Here is a 23147-nt window from a genome sequence, read left to right as displayed (position 1 = left end):
ATAAAAACACTTTACCACATGAAAGGCAAAAACAAAAGAGTAAAGAACGCCCGTGATTCTCTAATGGCGTTCTTTTCTCCTAATAGGCTGACGATAATTATTTCTTGGATGAACAATGCTTGGACGCTCGTTAGAAAATGGAACTGGCACACGTAGCACAATTTGAAGCATTGCCTTTGGATTAAATGGTATGAAGGGCCAAAAATACGGCGTTCGAAGTGATTTTAGCTGGATTAAAAATAACATGTACAGCGTAAACCCTATTACAAACCCAAGTAAACCAAATATTCCTGTTATAATAACTAAGGTGAATCGGCCAAGTTTATTGGCCACACTTAGTTCGTAGCTTGGAGTTACATAGGTGCCAATAGCACTAACTGCAATATACAATATTACTTCTGGACCAAACATTCCAACATCAATAGCGATTTGACCTATTAATACCGCTGCAATTAATCCCATCGCAGTAGATAATGGTGTCGGTGTATGGATGGCGGCCATACGTAAAAACTCTACACCCAAATCAGCAAGAACAATTTGAAGCGCTATTGGTATAGTTCCCTCTTCCTGAGGTCCTATAAATGACAGTTCTTTTGGTAATAATGTTGGTTCCATTACAAATAACAGCCAAAATGGCAGAAGAAATATCGACGCCATAATAGCCAAAAAACGCGTCCATCTAATAAAAGTTCCTATTGCAGGAGTTTGACGAAATTCTTCGGCATGCTGAACATGGTGAAAAAAAGTTGTTGGTAAAATTATAACACTCGGGGATGTATCTACGATTAATAAAACATGCCCTTCAAGTACATGGTTAGCTGCAACATCAGGGCGTTCAGTATATCTTACCAATGGATACGGGTTCCATTTCCGTTCAACAATAAACTCTTCAATTGTTTTATCTGCCATTGCTATACCATCAATTTCAATCTCGTTAATTCTGTCTTTAATTAATTTAATAAGTCCCTCGTCAGCCACATCCTGTAGATAGCAAACACAGAGATCTGTTTTAGATCGTTCACCAACCTTCAACATTTCATGGCGCAACCTTGCATCACGTATTCTTCGCCTTGTTAAAGCAGTATTTTCTATAATGTTTTCTGTAAATCCATCTCTGGACCCTCTAACTACATGTTCTGTATCTGGTTCCGCTGGTGTACGTCCCGGGTAATTCCTGACATCCACCACAAATGCATACTTTTCACCGTCGACAAATATGATAATTAGACCAGACAACAGCTGATCAACTGCTTCATCCATTGTCTTGCTCTTATCTACTTGCTGATGTACTAAACGATTTTCTATAATTTCGGGTACTTTTTTCAAATTGCTTTCTTCATCGTTGATATCTACTAGTTTTTTAATAATTTCCTGCACAAGAGATGTATCGCATAGACCAGTAAGGTAATAAATCTGAATTTTCTTTTTTAAGATTATAATTTCACGAAAACCCAAGTCGAATGATGAACCAATACCAATTTTATCTTTCATGTATGTTTCAGTTTTGTCTATCTTTGGTGAAACCGGACTATTTGTTTTTTCTTGATTCATTTAAACACACTCCGCTCATAAAAGAACTATCGAACAAAAATTGTCCATTGGAAAATAGATCCTGCAATTTTACCAAATACTATAGCCATTAATAGCCATAGTAATTTATCATCCATTCGCACTCGCTTAGATATTATTGGAAATACATTTAATACCTCCGTTAAAGCAGCGGCAAGCATTCCGTTGAAGATTCCGTGGAAGCAACCCCAAATTATCAATATAACGACTGGCTGATCCCAGGTCACATCAGCAAACGACATATATGTTCCAAACAATGATCCAATTATAACGCTAGCAATATATACTTGAACCAATCTTTCTGTTCGGCTCAATTGAATTAATCTAGGAATAATACCAAGTACTGTTAAAAAGGCAACAAATCCACCACCTACTGCCAAACCACTTGCTAAACCAATTGCTATTTCGAGGATATTAATGATAAGGTTTTGTATCATTTAGCTTATTTTCATAATAACTGACATATTGATCGAGATTTTGCTGGTAGTTAAATATTTCTACCTCAAGTGGACTTGGCTCTTCATTGAAGCGTTTGGTAAACCAGTGATTAAAAAATAACAGCATTCCTATTCCTAACCCAAATGAATATGGTATCTGAATCCACAATGGGTATTTGCTCTCCTCACCGGTTAATAAAAAATGTAGCTTTTGTTGTACTTCTTGCATGCTGACATCATAGTGAAAATTCATAATAGTCATTCCAGTACCAATGAAAAGAAGCAACCAAACAATAGACACTATTACTATATTTGGGGGCTTTTTGTGTTTCTTAATTCTGACAATAGTATGGGTTGGTCCGACGAGTTGAAATTCTATGTTTCCGTGAAGATCCCCTAAATGATCAATCACTAAAAAGCTGTCAATTATGACGATATTTCGATCCTTTTTAGTAATTCGATATAAAGTTGTTTTTTCCAATTTCCTTTTTAATTGAGAGGAAGCTGAAATGTATGCAATATCCTTTAGAGTTAACTCCCTTAAATATGTTAATTCCACATTTTTTTTCATGCGCAAATATACTATTTCTGACATGTGGATATCATCCTCTTCGTCGTGGTATATAAAATAGTATTAGCTAAAGGTTATTGAATTATCATAAGAAAAACTTGGTTTATTAGCCTCATTTCTTATATTTGTATAATTTAATAGTTATTTATTGGTTAAATACTCTTTTGTTGTCTTTAACCATCGCAGTTGAAAAAACTGCAACGTACACTAAAGATAACCAATTCATAGTCTTTAGTGATACTCTCTGACCACCTGTTGGTTAAATGTTTTAAATCCTGTTATCATCCATCTCAATATACATTTTTATTATCAAAATACAAATCCAGCTCAGGAAATACACAGAGACTGGGGGGATAGCAACAGCTGGAGATTCAGCGGAAAGCTAAGTGTATTTCCGTAGCGATGTCATAGTACTCAAGTATTTACCGCACTGTGTCGCAGTATATATATCTTTTAACAACATTCTTTTAGAAAACAGCTATACAAAAAGAATCATCACAAAGTTTGTGATGATTCATAATTCGGAAGTTAAGAAAGCATAATACTTTCTTACTGCACAAGTGCAATTTAATGATAAGCCAGGTTGTTTAATTCATATTTACTTTCATTTCACGTAGGATTTTCTTCTCTAACCTGGAGACTTGTACCTGCGAAATACCGAGTCTTTCGGCTACTTCAGACTGTGTTTTGTCTTTGTAATAACGTAAGTACAAAATCAATCGTTCACGTTCATTTAATCCTCGTATTGCTTCTTGTAATGTTAGTTTATCAAACCATTTTGTATCTTGATCCGCTATTTGATCTAATAAGGTTATCGGGTCACCATCATTCTCAAATACAGTTTCGTGTATTGAATGTGGTGATTTTGCGGCTTCCTCAGCATGAACAACATCTTCTGAGGATATATCTAACGCTTCCGCAATTTCCAGTACAGTTGGTGATCTTCCGAGGTCCTTTGTTAATTCATCACGCTTTTTACGTATTTTGTTTCCGATTTCTTTAAGTGAACGACTTACTTTAACACTTCCATCATCCCGAATAAATCGTTGTATTTCCCCAATAATCATTGGAACTGCATAGGTAGAAAACCGAACATCATAGGTTAAGTCAAATTTATCAATCGATTTTATTAATCCAATGCTTCCTATCTGAAATAAATCATCTGGATCATACCCCCGATTAATAAAACGTTGAACAACCGACCATACTAGTCTCATATTTTTTTCAACAAGGGTATCTCGAGCATCTTTGTCACCCTGTTGACTTTTATGAATAAGCTCTTTCACCTGTTCATCCGTGAGTGACTCTTTACGTTTTTGATGTTTAACATTAACATCCATAGGCATCCCTATTTACTAACCATATTACTGAAAGTTAATTGCTTTGTCATGTGAACGGTTGTCCCTTTATCTGGGGTTGACTTAACCTCAACGGAATCCATAAAGTTTTCAATGATGGTAAATCCCATTCCAGATCTTTCTAATTCGGGTTTTGATGTATATAATGGTTGTCTAGCTTCATCCACGTCCCCAATTCCAATACCATCATCTTTAATCGTCAAATCCACTTCACCATCCTGAATTACACAGGATATTGAAACAAGATGGTCTGGTTCATTGTTATACCCATGGATAATGGCGTTTGTCACCGCTTCCGAAACGACTGTTTTAATTTCCGTTAGCTCATCCATTGTTGGGTCTAACTGTGCAACAAAAGATCCAACGGCTACTCTGGCAAACGACTCATTCTCACTGACACTTGAAAATTCTACATACATTTTATTATTCATGAAGCCACCCCCAACGTAAATAACGCATGTTCTTCGTTCTCCTCTAACCGAACAATCTTAAATAAACCGGACATTTCAAACAGGCGTCTTACCGGTGTAGAAACCGAACAAACCACCATCTCTCCTCCTACTTGTAAAACTTCCTTATACCTACCTAATACTACACCTAATCCCGAACTATCCATGAATGATACGGACTCTAAATTTAAAACAACATGTTTTATAGAGTTTGTATACATCATTTCTTTCCAGTTATTTCTTAATGCTTCTGCTTCATGATGATCCAATTCGCCCGACATTCTCACAATTAGTACATCTTTTTTAACTTCAAACATAGTAGATAGACCCATTACGTTTCCTCCTTACATTCTCTTTGTAAGTTATTTTTTCGCTATGAAGCGGGCCAATTCCTGCTATATGACAAAAGAAGAAGCATTTCGACTAAATTAGAATGATTCTTTCCTATTTCACCATATTTTGCACTGACCGTTTAAATAACGTTAAGTAAGATGCAATATTAACATCATGATCCACGACTAATGGTGATTTAGAAACAACTTTATTATTATTTTTCACAACCAATTGACCAACTTGGCTCCCTTTTTTCATCGGCAGATCCAAATTAGTATTTAATTCCACTGATGCTTTAATATCACCATCTTGGTCACCCTTTTTGTGGATGGTACTTATCGATTCTGATGCCACAATATTAATATCTTTTTCTTCTGCTTTTAATAATTGCAGTGATGTGATGGTTTGACCTTTTTTATATAATTTAGTTGTCTCAAAATGGTTAAACGCATAATCTAGCATTTGTGAAACCGTCGCATTTCTTTCTTTTGTCGTATCAGCTCCCATTACAACTGCAATAACACGCATATTATTTTTTTCTGCTGTAGCTGCAAGGCAATATTTCGCTTCATTCGTATAACCCGTTTTTAGTCCATCAACACCTGGGTAGGATTTCACCAATTTATTCGTATTTACTAACCAAAATTCATTATCTTGGCCTTTTCTTAAGTAATCTTCATACTTGGATGTATATTCTGTTATACTTTCGTATTTTAATAATTCTTTTGCCATGACTGCCATATCATGTACGGTACTGTAATGATTCTTAGCTGGTAAACCAGTTGTATTTTGAAATAGCGTATTTTCTAGACCTAATTCTTTTACTTTTTCATTCATTTTCTTAACAAATGCTTCCTCACTTCCTGAAATTCTTTCTGCTAATGCGACGCTCGCATCGTTCCCTGATGCTATGGCAATACCTTTTAATAAGTCATTTACACTCATTTCTTCTCCGGTTTCCAAAAATATTTGAGAACCTCCCATTGATGCTGCACGTTCACTGATACGAATAATCTCATCTTTTTTTATTTTGCCTTCATCTAGCGCTTCCATTATTAATAACAAAGTCATAACTTTTGTCATACTAGCCGGTGGAAGTTTTTCGTGAGCATTTTTGTCAAATAACATTTTCCCTGTATCACGCTCGATTAAAATTGCTGATTTGGCATCTGGAGCAAGGTTTAATTCACTATCTGAGCCATTCTCTTTACCATAAATGGTACCAGTTGTGGCTAGTAAAATAGAAAATATAATACTAGTCATCAAAACAAACTTTTTCATCGCTTTACCTCCAACATTCAATATAATTATAGGCTTACCAATATCTGCCTGATTTATACTTTATAAATTTGATATTTCCGGGATGGTATTAAAGTAAATGCGAGCACAGGATTTTGAATAATATTAGAAAACCCGGTATCAGTTAAGAGAGCTTATTTTTTCTTTTTAGGTCCCCTTATACTTTGGAATGCAGACGTTATGGCGAATGTCACAGTTGTATTAACTGCTAAAAAATAAGCATTAAATTGCTCCTGCAATTCAATGCTCAAATTTGTTTTACTTTTTTATTCCTCATCTAAACTACGAACGTTTTCTATTCTCTTTCTATTAATTGTTTACTATAAGTTTGTCGCAATAGAAATAAACTGCTAAGTACTTTTTAAAAAGTTTGAGTGCTATTATGCCGCTCCGGAAATACACTTCGCGCACCTAGGGCGGATGATGAGCCTCCTTGCTCCTACGTCGCTGCGTAGTCTCATCTAGGCCTCAGCTCCCACAGGAGTCTACGTGTATTTCCTTCGTTGTTGACTCGGTAGGAATCGCTATAGAATAAATGTGTAACAGCACTACACTAGTCTGGGTGAGCGGAGGGCGGTGACTCCCTCCGGAAAGGTTGATATACCAGTATAGAAGGCGATAATTCTTTTATTAAAATTTTTTTGTAGTCAAAGAACGGCAGAAAGCTTTCTTTAAGGAAAAAATTGGTAATAATATGACACGTTGCGGTCGCTAACAATTTATTGTTAACGGAAAAGCGTATTCCGATGCCCTTTGGATCTCCGCATATCTTTGAAGGACATACCCTCCCAGGTCTCTTGGCGTCTTGCGCATGCTTTCCTTCATTGGGTCTCTTTCTAAGGCGGAGGCCGCATGATGCTCATGCGGGAATAGCAAGTGTCCGAAGACCCCGCAGAGTGATTTTCGCAACGGTGGCTGAGGTCGTTCCCTAAGGTGCGCATCCGCCCGTAGCGACCTCGGACGGCGGGACGAGAGTTTATAGAGATTATTCTAGCAGTTACTTCGAAGTTTATATCAACTGCGTCAAGACTCATTGCTTGGAAAAAGCAATAATATTTTAGAAAATCAGCATCTATTACTTTGTTATTATATCGTATATAAGAGGCTGGGGTTCGACTGACTCCTTTGAGATTGTAATACTTGCATAAAGTTTCTCTTGTACGTTATTAACATCTTCTTGATTCGCATGAATCGTCAATAATGATTCACCCTCTTTTACAGTATCTCCAATTTTTTTGTGTAGTACGATTCCTACCGCAAGATCAATCTTAGAATCCTTTGTAGCTCTTCCTGCACCAAGCATCATTGCCGCAGTTCCAATATCATCGGCAATCATATCAGAAACATTACCAGACGTTTTTGCTGGTAGTTCAACCTGATTAGCAGCCTGTGGCAGAGACTCGGGATTATCAGCTACCCTGGAATCCCCGCCCTGTGACTCAAGAAATGTTTTAAACTGTTCAAGCGCTTTTCCATTATTAAGATTCTCGATTAAACGATTTCTCGCCTCATCGAGAGATTCTGCTTTACCTGCTAATAAAACCATTTGGCTGCCAAGTGTTAGACATAACTCGGTTAAATCTTTTGGTCCTTTGCCTTGAAGCGTGTCAATTGCTTCTTTTACTTCTAAGGCATTTCCAATCGCATTGCCTAACGGTTGACTCATATCAGAGATTACTGCCATTGTATTGCGGCCAACTCGATTTCCAATTGACACCATAGCACTGGCTAGATTTTTGGCTTCGTCTAATTCCTTCATAAATGCCCCGGCGCCAGTTTTTACGTCCAACACAATTGCATCTGCACCAGAAGCAATTTTTTTGCTCATGATTGAGCTTGCAATTAAAGGAATTGAGTTAACCGTTGCTGTTACATCACGCAAACTATATAGCTTTTTATCTGCTGGGGTCAGGTTGCCTGTTTGTCCAATGACAGAAACCTTATTTTTATTTACAAGACTAACAAATTCCTCACTTGTAATTTCCACGTGAAATCCAGGAACAGCTTCAAGCTTATCAATAGTTCCGCCTGTATGTCCTAATCCTCGACCACTCATTTTAGCTACTGGTACTCCAAGCGATGCCACCAAAGGAGCTAAAATTAACGTTGTTGTATCTCCAACACCACCAGTCGAATGCTTATCTACTTTTATACCCGAAATAGCGGAAAGATCAATTTGATCACCTGAATTAACCATTGCTGTCGTTAATTGGGCCCGTTCTTCTGCGGTCATATCTTGAAAATATACTGCCATTAACAACGCACTAACTTGATAGTCTGGAATCTCTCCATTTGTATAGCCATCGATAAAAAATTGAATTTCATCATTTGTAAGTATTTCTCCATCACGTTTCTTTTCAATGATGTCGTACATTCTCATATTAATCACCTTTATAATTAGTTTGGTAGTGTGCGAATAATTTTCTTAATAAATTGCAAAAAGTCTTCACGCACTTTTTCTGTTGTTTCAATCACTTCATTATGCGTTAACGGCTGGTCAAGAATTCCAGCAGCCATATTGGAAATACAGGAAATACCTAATACACGTAAACCAGCATGTCCGGCAACGATAACTTCCGGTACAGTGGACATTCCAACAGCATCTCCACCAAGTGCCCGTAACATGTTAATTTCTGCAGGTGTTTCATAGGTTGGGCCGGTATTACCCACATATACACCATTCTGAACAGATAATTCCAGTTTTTCTGCGCATTCTTTAGCATGCTGCATATACGTTTTATCATATACTTGTGACATATCTGGAAAACGTTCGCCTAATTCATCATTATTTGGACCAATTAACGGGTTATCACCCATGTTATTAATATGATCGTTGATTATCATTAGGTCACCGGGGTTATATGTTTTATTAATACCTCCTGCTGCGTTAGTTACAATAATCGAATCTATTCCTAGGTCTTTCATTACTCGAACAGGAAAGGTAACTTGTTGCATAGAATAACCTTCATAATAATGAAAGCGCCCTTGCATTGCGATTACTTGCTTACCTTCCAGCATTCCAACTACAAGCTGACCTTTATGTCCAGATACAGTTGATTCAGGAAAATGAGGTATGTCCTTGTATGAAAAAGTAATAGGATTTTCAATTTTATCAGCTAGTACACCTAGGCCTGACCCTAGAATTAACCCGATTTCTGGTGTTTTGGTTAAGTTTTCTTTAATGAAAGCTGCTGCTTCATTTATTACAGTTTGGTTCATGGAATATCTCCCCCTCTATTTGATATTATCTAAAAAGCTTTTTCCATGCTTAGGCATCGTTATATTAAAGTTATCCGCAATTGTTGCACCAATGTCAGCAAACGTTTCTCTAATAGGTAAACGTTCTCCTTCATCAATATTTTTATGATGGATGAGTAAAGGTACAAATTCCCGTGTATGGTCTGTTCCATGGTGTATAGGATCATTTCCATGATCTGCAGTGATAATTAACAGATCGTCTTCCTTAAGCTGATTTAATACCTCAGGTAATCTTGCGTCATATGCCTCCAACGCTTTTCCATACCCTTCCGGATCACGACGATGACCATATTTAGCATCAAAATCAACTAAATTCAGGAAACTAATACCCTTAAAATCTTTCGCCATCGAATCAACCAGCTTAGTCATTCCATCTTCATTATCGGCTGTTCGAATTGCTTCAGTAACCCCTTCTCCATCATATATATCAGAGATTTTCCCTAAGGCGATTACATCATAATTTGCATCTCTTAATTCGTTCATTACAGTACGTCCAAACGGCTTCAATGCATAATCATGACGGTTTGGCGTACGCTGGAAAGCACCAGGTTCACCGACAAAAGGACGTGCAATAACACGGCCGACCATATACTTTTCATCTAATGTTAATTCTCGGGCTATTTCACAAATTTCATATTGTTCTTCAATAGGAATGATTTCTTCATGTGCTGCGATTTGCAGGACTGAATCTGCTGATGTATATACAATCAATGACCCTGTACTCATGTGCTCAGATCCTAACTCATCCAGAATGGCAGTACCAGAAGCGGGCTTATTTCCTATTACCTTTCGTCCGGTTTTTTCCTGTAGGTCAGCAATCAATTCTGGTGGAAAACCATCTGGAAATGTCCGGAATGGCTGCTGAATGTTTAACCCCATAATCTCCCAATGTCCAGTCATTGTGTCCTTTCCGTTAGAAGCCTCTTGCATTTTAGTGTAATGCGCACGAGGAGATGCATTCTTTTCGATTCCTTTAATTTCCCGAATATTACTGAGACCTAACTTCGCCATATTAGGCATTTTGAGGCCATCCATATGTTCGGCAATATGCCCTAGTGTATCTGCGCCTTTATCATTAAATTTTTTGGCATCAGGGGCTTCGCCAATCCCCACCGAATCCATTACAATTAAAAATACTCGTTTGAAATTTTGCATGGTAATTACCTCCTTTAACTATGTTTCCTACTATCCCATATAATATGTTGTCTTAAATTTGTTGTAGGATGTCTGACGACTATAGACAAAAAATTATGCGCGTGGATGATAGGACTGATAAATATCTTTTAATCTAGCTTTTGTAACATGAGTATAGATTTGAGTTGTTGATATATCCTCGTGCCCCAGCATTTCCTGTACGGATCGTAAATCTGCGCCGTTCTCCAGTAAATGCGTGGCAAATGAGTGACGCAATGTATGTGGAGTGATTTTCTTCTTTATACCAGATTCCAGCGCGACACCTTTTAATATTTTCCAAAAGCCCTGACGTGACAGCGGTCTACCATGTTGATTAACAAAAAGAGTATTATCGTCAATTTTACGTTTAGTCAGACTTCCTCTTGCATGCTGCAAATAATCATCCACAGCTTCTTTTGCCATTTCACCAAGAGGAACTATTCTTTCCCTTGAACCTTTTCCAAGACACCGGACAAATCCCATTGTTAAATGGAGATCACTCACTTTTAATGATGTCAGTTCTGTCACCCGCAACCCAGTTGCATATAATAATTCTAGCATTGCTCTATTCCTAATCTTCAAAGATGAGTTACCTTGTATCTTTAATAAAGCTTCAATATCTTGTGTTGATAATACATCAGGAAGCTTTCTCTCTTTTTTCGGTGTTTCAATATGTATGCTCGGATCGTGAACCACCAGCTGTTCTCGAATTAAAAATTGGTGAAATGAACGAATCGATGCAATTGTACGTGCAATAGTAGCAGCCGACTTACCATCATCCTTTAGCTTATACAAAAAGCCCACTATGTCTGTACGTACAACGTCATCCCATTTTGTTTTTTGAAGCACTTTTTCAATATACAGAATATATTGCCTCAAGTCTCTTTTATACGATTTTAACGTATTGTCAGATAATCCTCTTTCCACTTGCAAATAGTGAACGAAATCTTCAAAACCAGACTTGAGCATAGTCGTTACTCCCCTAATCGAAAAAATAAGTTTAACCGATCAATGAAATCTTCATTAAGATTAAAAACTTTAACAGAATCCCCCTCAGGTGGATCATACCGGTGATTTTGTTCATACTCGTCATGCATTGCTCTTAATCCAACGTAAAATAGAAACGTACAAGCTACGAAGATCACAAAAACTTTTATTGTATCCCATATCACATGTTTCATTTGGCATGTCCCCTCTAATAAAGTATCTACTAATAGAAGATATGCCAAAAAAGGATAACAATATACATACAACTATGAAACTAGGGCTATTATAATACATTCCCACATAAAAGTAACCTATTTACGTATAATTGTAAATTAATATTGAATATTATTGATTAGAAAACTTGCAACTTGCCACGCCTTTAGGCGAATTGCCTTGCTTGCACGAATGCAGTATGAAAATAGTTATATTTTCTTATCTGCATAAAAAACAAAAGCCTTTTCACATAAAGAAAAGGCTTCCCATTATTATTATGATGTTTTAGATTGAACAGCTGCTTCTTGACATTGCTTGCAAACCCCATGAAAAGTTAAACGATGGTCTTTCACCTGAAAGCCCCAATCATTTTCAACTATCTTTTCGACATCTCCAAGTAAGTCATCCACTATTTCCTCAACTGAACCGCATTCTATACAAACCAAATGATGATGGAAATGTTCTGCGCCCTCTTTACGTAGATCATAACGTGAAACACCGTCACCAAAGTTTATTTTATCAACAACTTTTAATTCTGATAATAATTCCAAAGTACGATAAACAGTAGCCAAACCAATTTCAGGTGCTTTCTCTTTTACTAGTAAATATACATCTTCAGCACTCAAATGATCTTCTTCACGCTCTAATAAAACCCTAACTGTTGCCTCTCGTTGTGGAGTTAGCTTATAACTTTGTGCATGGAGCTGTTTTTTAATTCGCTCTATACGATGTTCCATGGCAAGTCCCCTCCCTAATATCCCCATCTTTATTATAGGCACACTTGTAAAGCGTGTCAAAGTATAATTATTATAAACTGTTATCAATAATAATTATTATATAATATTAACTATTGGTTATAAAAGGATCTTATTATTGCCTCCATTGCTTCATTTGCAACAAATGCCTCTAGTGCTGACGCAACTACTGATATAGCTAATAAAAAAGTAAAAAACATGACATACTTTCCAAATGGCTGCAGAATAGGTTGGGGTATTTTTCGCGAAAATAACTTACCTAAAAGTGTAAGTGAAAAAATCATCGAAAGACTGCCAGCTATTATATATATTGGTATAATTATAATATTTTGTGGGGCAATTGATAGAGAAGCTAATAGCAGCCCTTTCATTCCAAGCTGATTTACAATAAAACCTACTGAAAAGCCAACTACAAGACCTTTTAAAAATAACAATATCCATACAATCGGCAAACCTATAACGGATAATCCCAAAATAAACAACAAAAACAGGTATTTAGCATGATAAAAGAAACTGCTTTTCAGTATTTCAGTGTTTTCTATTTGTTCCTTATCAGCAATTTCACCAAAAAAGCGCTCCAGATAAAAGAATAAATCCTCTTTTTGAGCCCAATTCATACTATTTACGATGATTGCACCAAAAATAACTCCTGTTAAAAATAGTATAATCATAAAAATATAGATTGTCGCATGTTCTTTTACATGATTTACTGCTATAGTTCGTTTATTATACATTGGAATCCTCCATTGCTCATGATTTTCTCTCTAGTTAAAAACTATGAAGAATTCCAGATAAAAATACCAAATTAAGATGTTTTCTTATTCATTATTTTTCAGAAGACGGAATTATATTGCCGTATTTACCGCCACCGCCAGCTTTGATAGCCAAATTACCTTCTCTCATATTTACTATTGTATTTGCTAGTTTCTCAGGTATTACCTCTTTCAACTCATCCAGTTTTGTATGATGGATTACGTTCATTTCTGTTTGAAAATGTATTAATAGTTTTTTAAACGTTTTTGGTCCAAGGGCAGGTAAGTATTCCAATGGTACTTGGTACAAATAAGGTGGACGTTCCTTCACTTCTTTTGCATCCGTCAACTCCTGAATACGGTCAAATACACCTTTTACAATCTTTGTAGATTCACACCTATGACAATGAACAGCTTCTGGTGACAATGGTTCTAAACACTGACTGCAAACAGTTGTATAATATTTACCCAAGTGTGGATTCATGCCAAAGTTTTGTTTTATCTTTCGGTCTTGAACATTGTGTAGCGCCCAATTAAATTCTTGAAATGATGGTTCTTCCATACAAATCTCCTGATATTCTCTGGCAATTTTTGCTAATGAATGTGCATCAGAATTAGTTAAAAATGTATAGTCATGCAGTTCCTGTATTTGATCGGCCATTGCAGTGTCAGAACTAAGTCCTAATTCAATTCCATCAATTAAATCCGGATCAAACACTTCTTTCAATGATTTTTGTACCCCTTTTCCGTACATACTTTTAAAGGGTGTAAACACATGTGCAGGAATAAATATCCCGGAAAGCTCCTTTACTTTGTATTGCAGTTCCTTGGCTGTTCCATAATAACGCTGAGAACTTAATGTTATATTTTTCATTTTTGTTGTCAGCCACTTTGAAAATTCCTCAATCTTTGCAAGTGTCGGGAAATAACAGAGTACATGGATTTGTCCACGGCAATTTTCGTCATAAACCTCAATTTCAGACCCGAGCAGTAAGGTGACGTTCTCAAATCTTATTCCGCCATCGGATAGTTCATATGCTTTATTTGCTTTGATAAGCTGTTTTATTTCCTGCTGGACTGCTGGAGAATGGCTATCGATTACTCCTACCATATGAATTCCCTTGTTCCGACTTGCTTCTTTCAAAATATTTGTCAGGGTTAATGTTTTGGACCCTGTTATTTTTACCGGCTTATTATACATATCCCGTCCAATGTGAATATGCATATCAGCGAAGAATGAATTTAACATTGCTTACATCCTTTCTAAAGTCTGTAAATACAGTACTGCATAGTTCGTTTTAGCGTCATGAATTCGTTGTTCTTTTACATATTGGATTGCTTCCTCCAGCGTTAATTCAATTAGTTCAACGAATTCATCATCATCGCCCGCAACTTCATCTTCCAATGGGATAATATCATCCGTAATGTACAAATACATAATCTCATCTGCAAATCCTGGCGATGTATAAAATGATGCCACAAACCGTAATGAATTTGTCGTATACCCTGTCTCTTCTTCCAATTCACGAACTGCGGTTATTTCTGGCTTTTCTCCAGTTTCCAGTTTTCCAGCAGGGATCTCGACTAACGATTTTTCCAATGGCTTTCGATATTGCTCTACAAACACTATTTTATTATCCTTTGTAATCGGAATAATTCCTACAGCACCTGGGTGTTTTATCAATTCCCGTTTTGAGTTTTTACCATTTGGAAGTGTAACATCGTCAACTTGCAGTTTAACTACTTCTCCATCATATATTTTTTCAGTATGAATTGTTTTCTCTTCAAATTTCTTCACTTATTATCATCCTTTTTCTTAAAGCTCTTTTCGTAAATTCCGTTGAATTTTTAATCTTCACTATTAGATAAACTTTGTCATAACATATGGCTTCGGAAAAACGACTACCCAAAGTGGGAATTCTGATACTGAAAGTGTTACTGTCCATTCACCACAAGGGATTGGGGAGTGCCATGTTTTCTAATCAATAACAATAAACTTTTGGAAAAAATCCTTCCTTAAAATATTACTATCTATTCTATCATACTCGAAATAGTTGTATTTAACAGATGGATATCCTTACAATAAATATAAACATATTCTAAATAACGGGAGGTTAATAATATGAAAAAGAATCAATTAGGACAATCGGATTTATATGTATCTGAACTAACACTTGGCTGTATGTCACTAGGGACAGAGAATCAAAAAGCAAGCGAAATTATTAACCAGGCACTAGATACTGGCATTAACCATCTGGACACTGCTGACTTATATGATTTTGGTATGAATGAAGAAATAGTAGGTGATGCCTTAAAAGGAAAACGTGATCAAGTTATTTTGACAACAAAAGTTGGAAATAACTTCGATAAAGCCAAGGAAGATTGGTTTTGGGATCCTTCCAAAGAACATATTGAAAAAGGCGTAAAGGAAAGCTTGCGTCGTTTAAAAACAGACTATATTGACTTTTATATGCTCCATGGAGGCACGATTGATGATCCTATTGATGAGTCAATTGAAGCATTTGAGGCGCTTAAAAAAGAAGGCGTAATTCGTGCTTATGGGATATCATCCATCCGGCCCAATGTTATTCGTGAGTACGTAAGCCGTTCTACTATCGATGGTGTTATGATGCAGTATAATTTGCTGGACCGCCGGCCGGAAGAAGAGGTATTAGATTTGCTGCACGAAAATAATATTAGTGTGCTAGCCAGAGGTCCCTTGGCAAAAGGAATGCTTAGTAACAACGCAGTAAAACAGATTGAAAAAAAAGGACAAGATGGCTTTTTGGATTATTCTTTCGATGAACTGAAATTAATTCAGCAAACTATTGCTAAACAATCTAATAATGCGTCTTCCTTCAATGCGCTAGCTCTTAAATATGTTTTAAAACATCCCGCTGTTGCAACCGCCGTATTCGGAGCAAGTTCAATCAGCCAAGTAACAGATAACACAAATTTTAATACATCCAAAACACTTACCGATGAAACGTATGAAGGATTAAAGCAGATTACAAAACCAATTGAATATGCTAAGCATCGATAAGTAGTTCCTTCACTATTACAATCGATTCTGAAGTGAAAAAAGTGTCATCAGAAAAAATATTTTTTTGATGACACTTTTTATTATCCTTAAACGATTATAGTTATAGTAATAGGCTATTTGTTAAAAGTTTGCTGCTTTTGACACAAAAGAAATAAACTGCGATGGTTAAAGTCATTACGAAAAGAGCGTAGAAATAAACACCGGAAGAATAAATTCCCATTGATAATATAAGGTCTTGTGACATATAATGAGAACAAATGTTCTTAGTATTGAGGTGAAAATACAGTGGATTATTCTAATTACCCGCGAAACGATGTCCTGTGTATCGATATGCGCTCATTTTATGCAAGTGTCGAAGCTATAAAGTTAGGGTTGGACCCAATGACGGTTCAACTTGCTGTAGTTGGGGACCCAAATAGACCGGGCAGTATTGTCTTAGCTGCCTCCCCGGCATTAAAGAAAAATCACGGTATCAGCAATGTCAGCCGATTTTTTGAACTGCCTAAAGATCCGAAAATTGTCATCGTTCCCGCACATATGGCTGATTATCTTCAAGTTTCCATGGAGATCACTAAACTTATTAATCAATATGTGCCTAAAGAAGCTATCCATCAATACTCTGTTGATGAAGTCTGGGTTACTGTCAATGGGCTTGAAAAGCTATTTGGAGATCGGTGGCAAGTAGCACGGTTAATAAAACAGGATATCCTGGAGAATTTCGGTATCACTTGTTCAATTGGTATAGGTGATAATAAATTTCTGGCAAAAGTAGTTATGGATTTACATGCTAAACAAGTTGGGATTGCTGAATGTAAATATGAGGATGTAACAGAAAAACTATGGCCTTTTCCTATAGAAAAGATATGGGGCATTGGCAGCAGAATGAAGCGGAACCTTAATAGGATGGGGATTGTCAATCTTGGGCAGCTTGCCAACGCTGAGTTAAAGTATCTGAAGAAGCGTTTTGGAATAATGGGAGAACAGCTTTATTGGCATGCCTGGGGTGTTGATTTGAGCCCTGTTTTTGGAAATTTTACAAAAACCGAACAAAAAGGATTTGGTCATGGGATCTCTTTATTACGTGATTACTCCGGAGAAGAAGTTGCGATTTGTATTCTTGACCTTTGCGAAGAGGTGTGCCGCAGAGCAAGAACTGCGGGTAAAGTCGGGAGAACCATTCACCTTGGCGTTTCCTATTCCAAAGTAACAGGTGGTGGCTTTAGCCGTTCAAGATCTGTTACGCTTCCGACAAATACTACAATGGACATTTATGATATCTGCATGCAGTTATATAATGAATTTTATGATGGACACAGTGACATTAGGCATGTATATGTGACCCTGGATAAGCTTTATGATGATGCTGAAACCCAGCTCGATTTATTTGATGACAAGCCTAAGAAAAAGGATATTGGCTATGTAATGGATTCAATCCGTGATAAATACGGATCGACCGCAATACTGCGAGCAACCAGCTATACTGACGCTGGAATTACCATTGGGAGAAGTAAGAAAATTGGCGGGCACCAAGCATAATAGTTTAGAAAACTTGGCTTATCGCCAAGCCTTAATAGATAAGCCAAAGTTGCACTTATGCAGTAAGACAGGATTTACACTTTCTTAACTGCGAACAAAAATCACTTCTATTTTTGATTAAATTGTTTTCTCAAACTCTTTTCCAGTGCCCGTGGGAATAGCTGATAAAATTTACTTCCCATCTCCATCCACCAGGGTAGATTTATTTCCCGTTTTTTCGTAAATAGATGCTTCACAATATTGTCGGCAACCTTATCCGGGTCAAGCATATAACGTTCAACACTCTTTTGGTAGTTCCCGCTTGGGTCTGCTGTTGTGAAGAAATTCGTTCGAACAGGCCCAAGATTAACTGCAGTAACATGGATATTTTTACTAGAGATTTCCAGACGAAGCGCATTAGTAAACCCAAGTACCGCATGTTTGGTTGATGCATATATAGAAGATTTTGGCGTAGCAATCTTTCCAGCCTGTGACGCTATATTTACAAAATGCCCTTCCTGATTCTGTGAAAAGTGTGGCAAAAGAAGCTTGGTTCCACGCATTAACGCAAACACATTCAATTGAAACATGCGCTCCACATCCAACCACTGTATATCCCTGACATAGTCAAAGACACCTGCTCCAGCGTTATTAATTAATCCATGAATTTGCGTGTGTTCTGATAAAACCTGTCTGATTACTTTTTCCAGTTCATCTGCATTGAGCAAATCTACTTGGTAAACATAACTGGATATATCAAAAGTCTGGTTAATCAGCTTTTGCTGATTTTGCAACTTCTCAATCGAGCGAGCAAGCATGATGGGTGTGCCACCATGCTTAGCAATATGCCAGCACATTCGTTCTCCGATGCCACTTGATGCACCTGTAACTATAATTTTTTTATTTGTAACTTTATTCTGCATAATAGTAATAGACACCATCTTTTAACATTTTTCCAACAACGCCTTGGTCTTCCAAATAATCTAGCTGTCCAATCGTTTCTGAGATTGTCAAATCCAATTGTTTTTCATATTGTTTTGGAAAAATCTGCTTGCAAAGTTCAAATGGCGTTTGCGTCTTTTCTACTAAAAGCTTATAGACATTATTTGCACGTTTCTCCTGTTTTTCCATTTGAACAGGTAATAACGCATCAATATCCGAAAAAACATCTCCATGTCCAGGGAATACCGTTTTAATCCCCAGTGACAGACATTTATTTAGGTTTGTTCGATACTGAAGCATTGGCCGAGGTCGATCTTGCGTAACCTGTTGTGGTGGTTCAAGAAGCGGATTTGGGGTAATATGATGTAAAAGATGATCACCGCCAATAAACGCTCCATCGCTGTCCCTAAAAAATGATAAATGACTTTGGGCATGGCCCTTTGTTTCAATGACCTGCCAATCCTCATGACCAGGTAAAATATCTCCTTCGTCAATTACCTTGGTTACTTGTCCCTGGCCAGCATAGTTCAACGGTGCACGTAACTTATTTAAAACAGCACTATATTTCGATGGTACTCCACATTTGTTAAAAAAGTCCTTGAAAAATTCTTCATAATATGAAAAGAAAGCTTCATCCCTTGTTAACCACGGATTTACATTTTTATGTGCTACAATATTTTCAGCCCGGGGAAATTGTTCAATTAATCCAATATGATCCGGATGATGATGTGTTAGAATAATTTGTTCGATATCTCCAGGAGCATATCCCAGCTCTTTTAACTGCATTTTTAATGCATCCCAGGCTTCTTTTGTTTTAACACCTGCATCAACAAGCGAAAGGGTCTCCCCTTTTAGAAGGTATACATGAGTGTCACCTACTGCAAAAGGTGTCGGTATTGTTAATTGACTGATTGTTTTATCTAATACTTTCATAAATTAAAATCCTCCAAAATGAATGACCATTCAGTTATTATCCTATTGTATCCTTTTTAGAGGATAAAGTCACACTATTAATTCCTGTTTTTTTCAAATAAGTGATGAATCGCCTCTGTTAAAATGGACGGCAAGTACTCAAAGCTATAAGTTAATTCCAATCGTTCCGTCCACTGATGGGGATCTTTTCCTAAAGGACCAATATTCAATATAGGCATCGTAAGTTGCTCCATAATATCCTCCGGGAAAACAAACCCATTATTTTGCAGTGGCATATTGGTCGTTAATTGATTCAGTTTACTTCTGGATGAAACAGGACCAAGATAACTTAAATCTGAAAGTCCAGTAAAAAACTCCGATACAGTTAAATCCATGTGATAATTTTTATTCGTATATTCTTTTACGTGATTCATCACATCTTTTATATAAGGATCATTATAAGAAGAAACTGCTGGATAGAACGGCGGACTGTAAAATAATATAATCATGGGTGCTAAGTCCTTGCACATTGCAGCCAATTCCTGTACCAAAAGCGTGGAGAAGTCACGATCACCTTTATCCCTCTGGCTTACAAGTAAATTTTGAATTCTAATTATTTCTTCCTCACCATAGCGTTTTAGTGCCTCCGCATACAAATCTTCATACATCATCACATTCACATTCCATGCTGGCATTGAAAAGTCATCGGCAATACTGGCAAATTTATTTGCTTTATGATGAACATAATCTTCAATTTCACGTGCAGCTGTTTGTGCACCAGTTAGTAGTTTTTCATTTAATTCCTTAAACGTTTGTTTCAAATACAATACGTTATACATAGAGATTGCGGCATGAGGTGTCTGCACAGAATAATTTTCCTTTAGGTCACGTTGCATTAAGCTTACAGGCGGTGGTGTGACCTCATCTTCTATTTTTTCAATAAAAGATTCATTTAATTCGAGCTGCTGCGAGAGGAAACTTGTCATTAAATTTGGATTCAGACCTGCAAATGGTTCACCAACGTGGGATTCTTTTCCATAACAGTAAAACCCGGGCAAAACCTTTCCAATCGAACCAGTATAGACATAATATGCAGGGTCCCCTGGATATTTACTAAACATGGGTTCTCCATTCAGGCAAGCATTGTATGTTAGATTTTCTTCTTCTTTTAATTGGTTTAAAACTGGCAAAGCGGTTAACATTCCTTGTGAATTCACCTCTTCATCAGGAACACTCAACAATAATATATTGCCATCAAACTCACCATCTATTGCCTTTTCAAGCATGGAGAAATGCAAAGAGAGTCCAGCTTTCATATCCATCGAGCCGCGTCCAAATAGCCATTCTCCAGATGAGAAATCGTTTTGCACTGCTTCAGGCAAATCCTCTTTTAGATGCTTTATTTCTCTCGTCAGTTCCCTGGGGTGAAATGCAAGGTTTTGTAATGAACCGTAATCCTCAACACCAACAACATCAAAATGGCTTAACAGTATCACTGTTTCAGATGAATTATTACCTTTTACCAATGCAGTTAAAAGTCGCCTTCCATCATCCAATGGATGTAATTTTAAATGATTAGGGTTATCTTGAAAATACTGCTTTTCCGCTAATAAGTGCTGTAAATATTCTACAATAGCAATTTCAGCATTACTTCCTGTAACACTTTGATGGTTGACAAGTGAACATACCAAATCAGTTAATTGTTCTTTGGTCTGCCAGTTCTTCATAGAATTCCTCCTCAAATAAATAAATTGACTTATCCCAAAAAATAAAACAAAATTTAACAAGAGGTGAAACAATTGATGACTAAAATTATAGCACATCGAGGTGCCAGTACCTTAGCACCTGAAAATACAATGGCTGCCTTCAATCTAGCATATGAACAAGGTGCAGAAGGAATCGAAACAGATGTACACCTGACAAAAGATAATGTTCCAGTATTGATCCATGATGAACATGTAAAAAGAACAACCAATAGTACTGGATACATAAAAGATTATACTTTTAAACAATTAAAACAGCTTGATGCGGGCTCTTGGTTCTCTTTAAAATTCGCTGGATCTGCAATAATTTCATTGGAAGAATTTCTAGGTTGGATTCAAAATAAGCCGTTATGTTTAAATATTGAGTTAAAAAATAATAAAATAGATTATAAGAATCTTGAGAATATCGTTTATGAAATGGTATCACACTATCAATTATTAAATCATACTACATTGTCAACTTTTAATCCAACCAGCATAGAACGGCTGAAACGCTTTAATGGTAACATTGGTGTAGCTCTGTTAACATCAAAGCGAAGAAAAAATCTGGTATCATATACGAAAGATTTAGGTGCAAATGCAATACACATAAAATACCGGTTACTAAATCAGCTATTTATTGATAAATGTCATCAGGAACAAATGGCTGTTCGAGTATATACGATTAATAAACCAGCACACATGTCACGCAGCTTCCAATTGGGCTGTGATGGTATTTTTACAGATGTTCCGCACAAAGCGCTACAGTATCGAGAACTATTTAAATACAAACCAACGTAATATAATAGGAGGAAATTATAATGACCAAACTATTTACACCAATTGACTTTAAAGGAATTTCGCTAAAAAATCGTATTACCATGTCTTCCATGTGTATGTATTCGTGCATGGAGCAAGACGGAAAGATAACTCCATTCCATGAAACACATTATATATCACGTGCTGTCGGCCAGGTTGGTTTAATTATGACGGAAGCGGCAGCTGTTCAACCAGAGGGTCGCATTTCACATGAAGACTTAGGTATCTGGCATGATGACCATATTGATGGATTAAAGAGGTTAAATGAGCAAATTCATAGCTATGGATCAGCTATTGGTGTTCAGCTAGCACATGCCGGAAGGAAAGCAAGACTTGATTCAGCAATATATGCTCCTTCTGCACTAGCATTTAATGAATCATCCAAAACACCAACTGAAATGACCATTGAAGACATAAAAGAGACAATTGAAGCTTTTAAAAGTGGAGCAAAACGAGCGAAGGAAGCAAATTTTGACATCATAGAAATTCACGCGGCACACGGATATTTAATTAATCAATTCCTTTCTCCATTAACAAACAAGCGTGAGGATGAATATGGTGGTGGTCCAGAGAATCGTTATCGCTTCTTATCTCAAATTATTGATAGTATCAAATCCATTTGGAACGGACCTTTATTTGTTCGGATATCTACTGATGAATATAACGAACAAGGAAACACACTGGAAAACATTCTGTACTACTCAAAACAAATGAAACAACAAGGCATAGATTTAATTGATTGCAGTTCCGGCGGAGTAGTTCAAGCCTCTATTTCACCTTATCCAGGTTATCAGATCAAGCGGTGTGAGACCATTAAACAAGAAACATCTGTAGCTACAGGGGCAGTCGGACTAATTACAAGTGGCATTCAAGCTGAAGAAATAGTGCAGAACGATCGTGCAGATCTTGTATTTGTAGCCCGAGCTTTATTACGAAATCCATATTGGGCAAAGACAGCTGCTGATGAAATCGGTCACTCACTAGAACCAATAAAACAATACGAACGAGGCTGGAACTAAC

General features: G+C 36.8%; 23 protein-coding genes. 4 read left to right on the top strand and 19 right to left on the bottom strand.

What is annotated here, in order from left to right:
- Positions 1 to 60 precede the first annotated feature (60 nt).
- The 16 genes from BLS02_RS08915 to BLS02_RS08840 form a co-directional block, all read right to left on the bottom strand.
- Positions 61 to 1551, bottom strand: a complete 1491-nt coding sequence (locus BLS02_RS08915; RefSeq protein ID WP_092492657.1) for a spore germination protein — start codon at positions 1549 to 1551, stop codon at positions 61 to 63.
- Positions 1552 to 1577: 26 nt separating this feature from the next.
- Positions 1578 to 2006 (bottom strand): stage V sporulation protein AB, encoded by a 429-nt coding sequence (locus tag BLS02_RS08910; RefSeq protein WP_092492656.1) that lies wholly within the window; start codon positions 2004 to 2006, stop codon positions 1578 to 1580.
- A complete protein-coding gene (locus BLS02_RS08905; protein WP_092492655.1) occupies positions 1984 to 2601 on the bottom strand; it encodes a stage V sporulation protein AA in 618 nt (205 codons plus the stop codon). The genes BLS02_RS08910 and BLS02_RS08905 overlap by 23 nt, the downstream gene beginning before the upstream one ends.
- Positions 2602 to 3164: 563 nt before the next feature.
- The gene (gene sigF, locus BLS02_RS08900) at positions 3165 to 3917 is read right to left on the bottom strand and encodes an RNA polymerase sporulation sigma factor SigF (protein ID WP_092493230.1); all 753 of its coding nucleotides are present in this window, start codon (positions 3915 to 3917) and stop codon (positions 3165 to 3167) included.
- 8 nt (positions 3918 to 3925) lie between these two features.
- Positions 3926 to 4366 (bottom strand): anti-sigma F factor, encoded by a 441-nt coding sequence (gene spoIIAB, locus BLS02_RS08895; protein ID WP_092492654.1) that lies wholly within the window; start codon positions 4364 to 4366, stop codon positions 3926 to 3928.
- Positions 4363 to 4716, bottom strand: a complete 354-nt coding sequence (gene spoIIAA, locus BLS02_RS08890) for an anti-sigma F factor antagonist (RefSeq protein WP_092492653.1) — start codon at positions 4714 to 4716, stop codon at positions 4363 to 4365. The genes spoIIAB and spoIIAA overlap by 4 nt, the downstream gene beginning before the upstream one ends.
- 112 nt (positions 4717 to 4828) lie before the next feature.
- Positions 4829 to 5998, bottom strand: a complete 1170-nt coding sequence (locus BLS02_RS08885; protein WP_092492652.1) for a D-alanyl-D-alanine carboxypeptidase family protein — start codon at positions 5996 to 5998, stop codon at positions 4829 to 4831.
- Positions 5999 to 7091: 1093 nt separating this feature from the next.
- Positions 7092 to 8396 (bottom strand): pyrimidine-nucleoside phosphorylase, encoded by a 1305-nt coding sequence (locus BLS02_RS08880; protein ID WP_092492651.1) that lies wholly within the window; start codon positions 8394 to 8396, stop codon positions 7092 to 7094.
- A 17-nt stretch (positions 8397 to 8413) separates the two neighbouring features.
- Positions 8414 to 9235 carry a purine-nucleoside phosphorylase gene (locus BLS02_RS08875; protein WP_092492650.1) on the bottom strand — a complete coding sequence of 274 codons (822 nt, stop codon included), beginning with the start codon at positions 9233 to 9235 and terminating at the stop codon, positions 8414 to 8416.
- A gap of 15 nt (positions 9236 to 9250) precedes the next feature.
- A complete protein-coding gene (gene deoB, locus BLS02_RS08870; RefSeq protein ID WP_092492649.1) occupies positions 9251 to 10429 on the bottom strand; it encodes a phosphopentomutase in 1179 nt (392 codons plus the stop codon).
- A gap of 93 nt (positions 10430 to 10522) precedes the next feature.
- Positions 10523 to 11416 carry a site-specific tyrosine recombinase XerD gene (gene xerD, locus BLS02_RS08865; RefSeq protein WP_092492648.1) on the bottom strand — a complete coding sequence of 298 codons (894 nt, stop codon included), beginning with the start codon at positions 11414 to 11416 and terminating at the stop codon, positions 10523 to 10525.
- Between the two features lie 5 nt (positions 11417 to 11421).
- Positions 11422 to 11628, bottom strand: coding sequence for a DUF4227 family protein (locus tag BLS02_RS08860; protein ID WP_092492647.1), 207 nt, complete (start codon positions 11626 to 11628; stop codon positions 11422 to 11424).
- Between the two features lie 294 nt (positions 11629 to 11922).
- Positions 11923 to 12384: a ferric iron uptake transcriptional regulator gene (gene fur / locus BLS02_RS08855; RefSeq protein ID WP_092492646.1), complete on the bottom strand. Its 462-nt coding sequence runs from the start codon at positions 12382 to 12384 to the stop codon at positions 11923 to 11925.
- Between the two features lie 110 nt (positions 12385 to 12494).
- The gene (gene spoIIM / locus BLS02_RS08850; RefSeq protein WP_092492645.1) at positions 12495 to 13136 is read right to left on the bottom strand and encodes a stage II sporulation protein M; all 642 of its coding nucleotides are present in this window, start codon (positions 13134 to 13136) and stop codon (positions 12495 to 12497) included.
- A gap of 91 nt (positions 13137 to 13227) precedes the next feature.
- The gene (locus BLS02_RS08845) at positions 13228 to 14403 is read right to left on the bottom strand and encodes an endonuclease Q family protein (protein ID WP_092492644.1); all 1176 of its coding nucleotides are present in this window, start codon (positions 14401 to 14403) and stop codon (positions 13228 to 13230) included.
- Between the two features lie 3 nt (positions 14404 to 14406).
- The gene (locus tag BLS02_RS08840) at positions 14407 to 14952 is read right to left on the bottom strand and encodes an NUDIX hydrolase (protein ID WP_092492643.1); all 546 of its coding nucleotides are present in this window, start codon (positions 14950 to 14952) and stop codon (positions 14407 to 14409) included.
- A 324-nt stretch (positions 14953 to 15276) separates the two neighbouring features.
- Between BLS02_RS08840 and BLS02_RS08835 the strand changes: the two genes are divergently transcribed.
- Together BLS02_RS08835 and BLS02_RS08830 are read left to right on the top strand one after the other, a co-directional pair.
- Positions 15277 to 16197, top strand: a complete 921-nt coding sequence (locus BLS02_RS08835; RefSeq protein ID WP_092492642.1) for an aldo/keto reductase — start codon at positions 15277 to 15279, stop codon at positions 16195 to 16197.
- Positions 16198 to 16482: 285 nt separating this feature from the next.
- Positions 16483 to 17733 carry a DNA polymerase IV gene (locus BLS02_RS08830; protein ID WP_092492641.1) on the top strand — a complete coding sequence of 417 codons (1251 nt, stop codon included), beginning with the start codon at positions 16483 to 16485 and terminating at the stop codon, positions 17731 to 17733.
- 107 nt (positions 17734 to 17840) lie between these two features.
- Here the strand turns inward: BLS02_RS08830 and BLS02_RS08825 are convergent, their stop codons facing one another.
- The 3 genes from BLS02_RS08825 to BLS02_RS08815 form a co-directional block, all read right to left on the bottom strand.
- Entirely contained in the window at positions 17841 to 18635 is a 795-nt protein-coding gene (locus tag BLS02_RS08825) for an SDR family NAD(P)-dependent oxidoreductase (RefSeq protein ID WP_092492640.1), read from the bottom strand.
- The gene (locus BLS02_RS08820; protein ID WP_092492639.1) at positions 18625 to 19587 is read right to left on the bottom strand and encodes an MBL fold metallo-hydrolase; all 963 of its coding nucleotides are present in this window, start codon (positions 19585 to 19587) and stop codon (positions 18625 to 18627) included. Before BLS02_RS08820 ends, BLS02_RS08825 begins: the two co-directional genes overlap by 11 nt.
- Positions 19588 to 19664: 77 nt before the next feature.
- Positions 19665 to 21293 carry a M20/M25/M40 family metallo-hydrolase gene (locus BLS02_RS08815; RefSeq protein WP_092492638.1) on the bottom strand — a complete coding sequence of 543 codons (1629 nt, stop codon included), beginning with the start codon at positions 21291 to 21293 and terminating at the stop codon, positions 19665 to 19667.
- Between the two features lie 75 nt (positions 21294 to 21368).
- Between BLS02_RS08815 and BLS02_RS08810 the strand changes: the two genes are divergently transcribed.
- A complete protein-coding gene (locus BLS02_RS08810; RefSeq protein ID WP_092492637.1) occupies positions 21369 to 22109 on the top strand; it encodes a glycerophosphodiester phosphodiesterase in 741 nt (246 codons plus the stop codon).
- 20 nt (positions 22110 to 22129) lie between these two features.
- Positions 22130 to 23146: an NADPH dehydrogenase NamA gene (gene namA / locus BLS02_RS08805; protein WP_175559468.1), complete on the top strand. Its 1017-nt coding sequence runs from the start codon at positions 22130 to 22132 to the stop codon at positions 23144 to 23146.
- Position 23147: the final 1 nt, after the last annotated feature.

Origin of the sequence: Virgibacillus salinus (assembly GCF_900102415.1) — a bacterium.
Taxonomy (GTDB): domain Bacteria; phylum Bacillota; class Bacilli; order Bacillales; family Amphibacillaceae; genus Lentibacillus; species Lentibacillus subterraneus.
The sequence above is the reverse complement of the archived record's forward strand: the minus strand, read 5'-3'. Positions and strand labels throughout refer to the sequence as shown.

Bases quoted from the DNA above. Each gene is read 5' to 3' on its own strand.
- BLS02_RS08915 (WP_092492657.1), bottom strand. From the start codon at position 1,551: ATGAATCAAGAAAAAACAAATAGTCCGGTTTCACCAAAGATAGACAAA.
- BLS02_RS08910 (WP_092492656.1), bottom strand. From the start codon at position 2,006: ATGATACAAAACCTTATCATTAATATCCTCGAAATAGCAATTGGTTTA.
- BLS02_RS08905 (WP_092492655.1), bottom strand. From the start codon at position 2,601: ATGTCAGAAATAGTATATTTGCGCATGAAAAAAAATGTGGAATTAACA.
- sigF (WP_092493230.1), bottom strand. From the start codon at position 3,917: ATGGATGTTAATGTTAAACATCAAAAACGTAAAGAGTCACTCACGGAT.
- spoIIAB (WP_092492654.1), bottom strand. From the start codon at position 4,366: ATGAATAATAAAATGTATGTAGAATTTTCAAGTGTCAGTGAGAATGAG.
- spoIIAA (WP_092492653.1), bottom strand. From the start codon at position 4,716: ATGGGTCTATCTACTATGTTTGAAGTTAAAAAAGATGTACTAATTGTG.
- BLS02_RS08885 (WP_092492652.1), bottom strand. From the start codon at position 5,998: ATGAAAAAGTTTGTTTTGATGACTAGTATTATATTTTCTATTTTACTA.
- BLS02_RS08880 (WP_092492651.1), bottom strand. From the start codon at position 8,396: ATGAGAATGTACGACATCATTGAAAAGAAACGTGATGGAGAAATACTT.
- BLS02_RS08875 (WP_092492650.1), bottom strand. From the start codon at position 9,235: ATGAACCAAACTGTAATAAATGAAGCAGCAGCTTTCATTAAAGAAAAC.
- deoB (WP_092492649.1), bottom strand. From the start codon at position 10,429: ATGCAAAATTTCAAACGAGTATTTTTAATTGTAATGGATTCGGTGGGG.
- xerD (WP_092492648.1), bottom strand. From the start codon at position 11,416: ATGCTCAAGTCTGGTTTTGAAGATTTCGTTCACTATTTGCAAGTGGAA.
- BLS02_RS08860 (WP_092492647.1), bottom strand. From the start codon at position 11,628: ATGAAACATGTGATATGGGATACAATAAAAGTTTTTGTGATCTTCGTA.
- fur (WP_092492646.1), bottom strand. From the start codon at position 12,384: ATGGAACATCGTATAGAGCGAATTAAAAAACAGCTCCATGCACAAAGT.
- spoIIM (WP_092492645.1), bottom strand. From the start codon at position 13,136: ATGTATAATAAACGAACTATAGCAGTAAATCATGTAAAAGAACATGCG.
- BLS02_RS08845 (WP_092492644.1), bottom strand. From the start codon at position 14,403: ATGTTAAATTCATTCTTCGCTGATATGCATATTCACATTGGACGGGAT.
- BLS02_RS08835 (WP_092492642.1), top strand. From the start codon at position 15,277: ATGAAAAAGAATCAATTAGGACAATCGGATTTATATGTATCTGAACTA.
- BLS02_RS08825 (WP_092492640.1), bottom strand. From the start codon at position 18,635: ATGCAGAATAAAGTTACAAATAAAAAAATTATAGTTACAGGTGCATCA.
- BLS02_RS08820 (WP_092492639.1), bottom strand. From the start codon at position 19,587: ATGAAAGTATTAGATAAAACAATCAGTCAATTAACAATACCGACACCT.
- BLS02_RS08815 (WP_092492638.1), bottom strand. From the start codon at position 21,293: ATGAAGAACTGGCAGACCAAAGAACAATTAACTGATTTGGTATGTTCA.
- BLS02_RS08810 (WP_092492637.1), top strand. From the start codon at position 21,369: ATGACTAAAATTATAGCACATCGAGGTGCCAGTACCTTAGCACCTGAA.
- namA (WP_175559468.1), top strand. From the start codon at position 22,130: ATGACCAAACTATTTACACCAATTGACTTTAAAGGAATTTCGCTAAAA.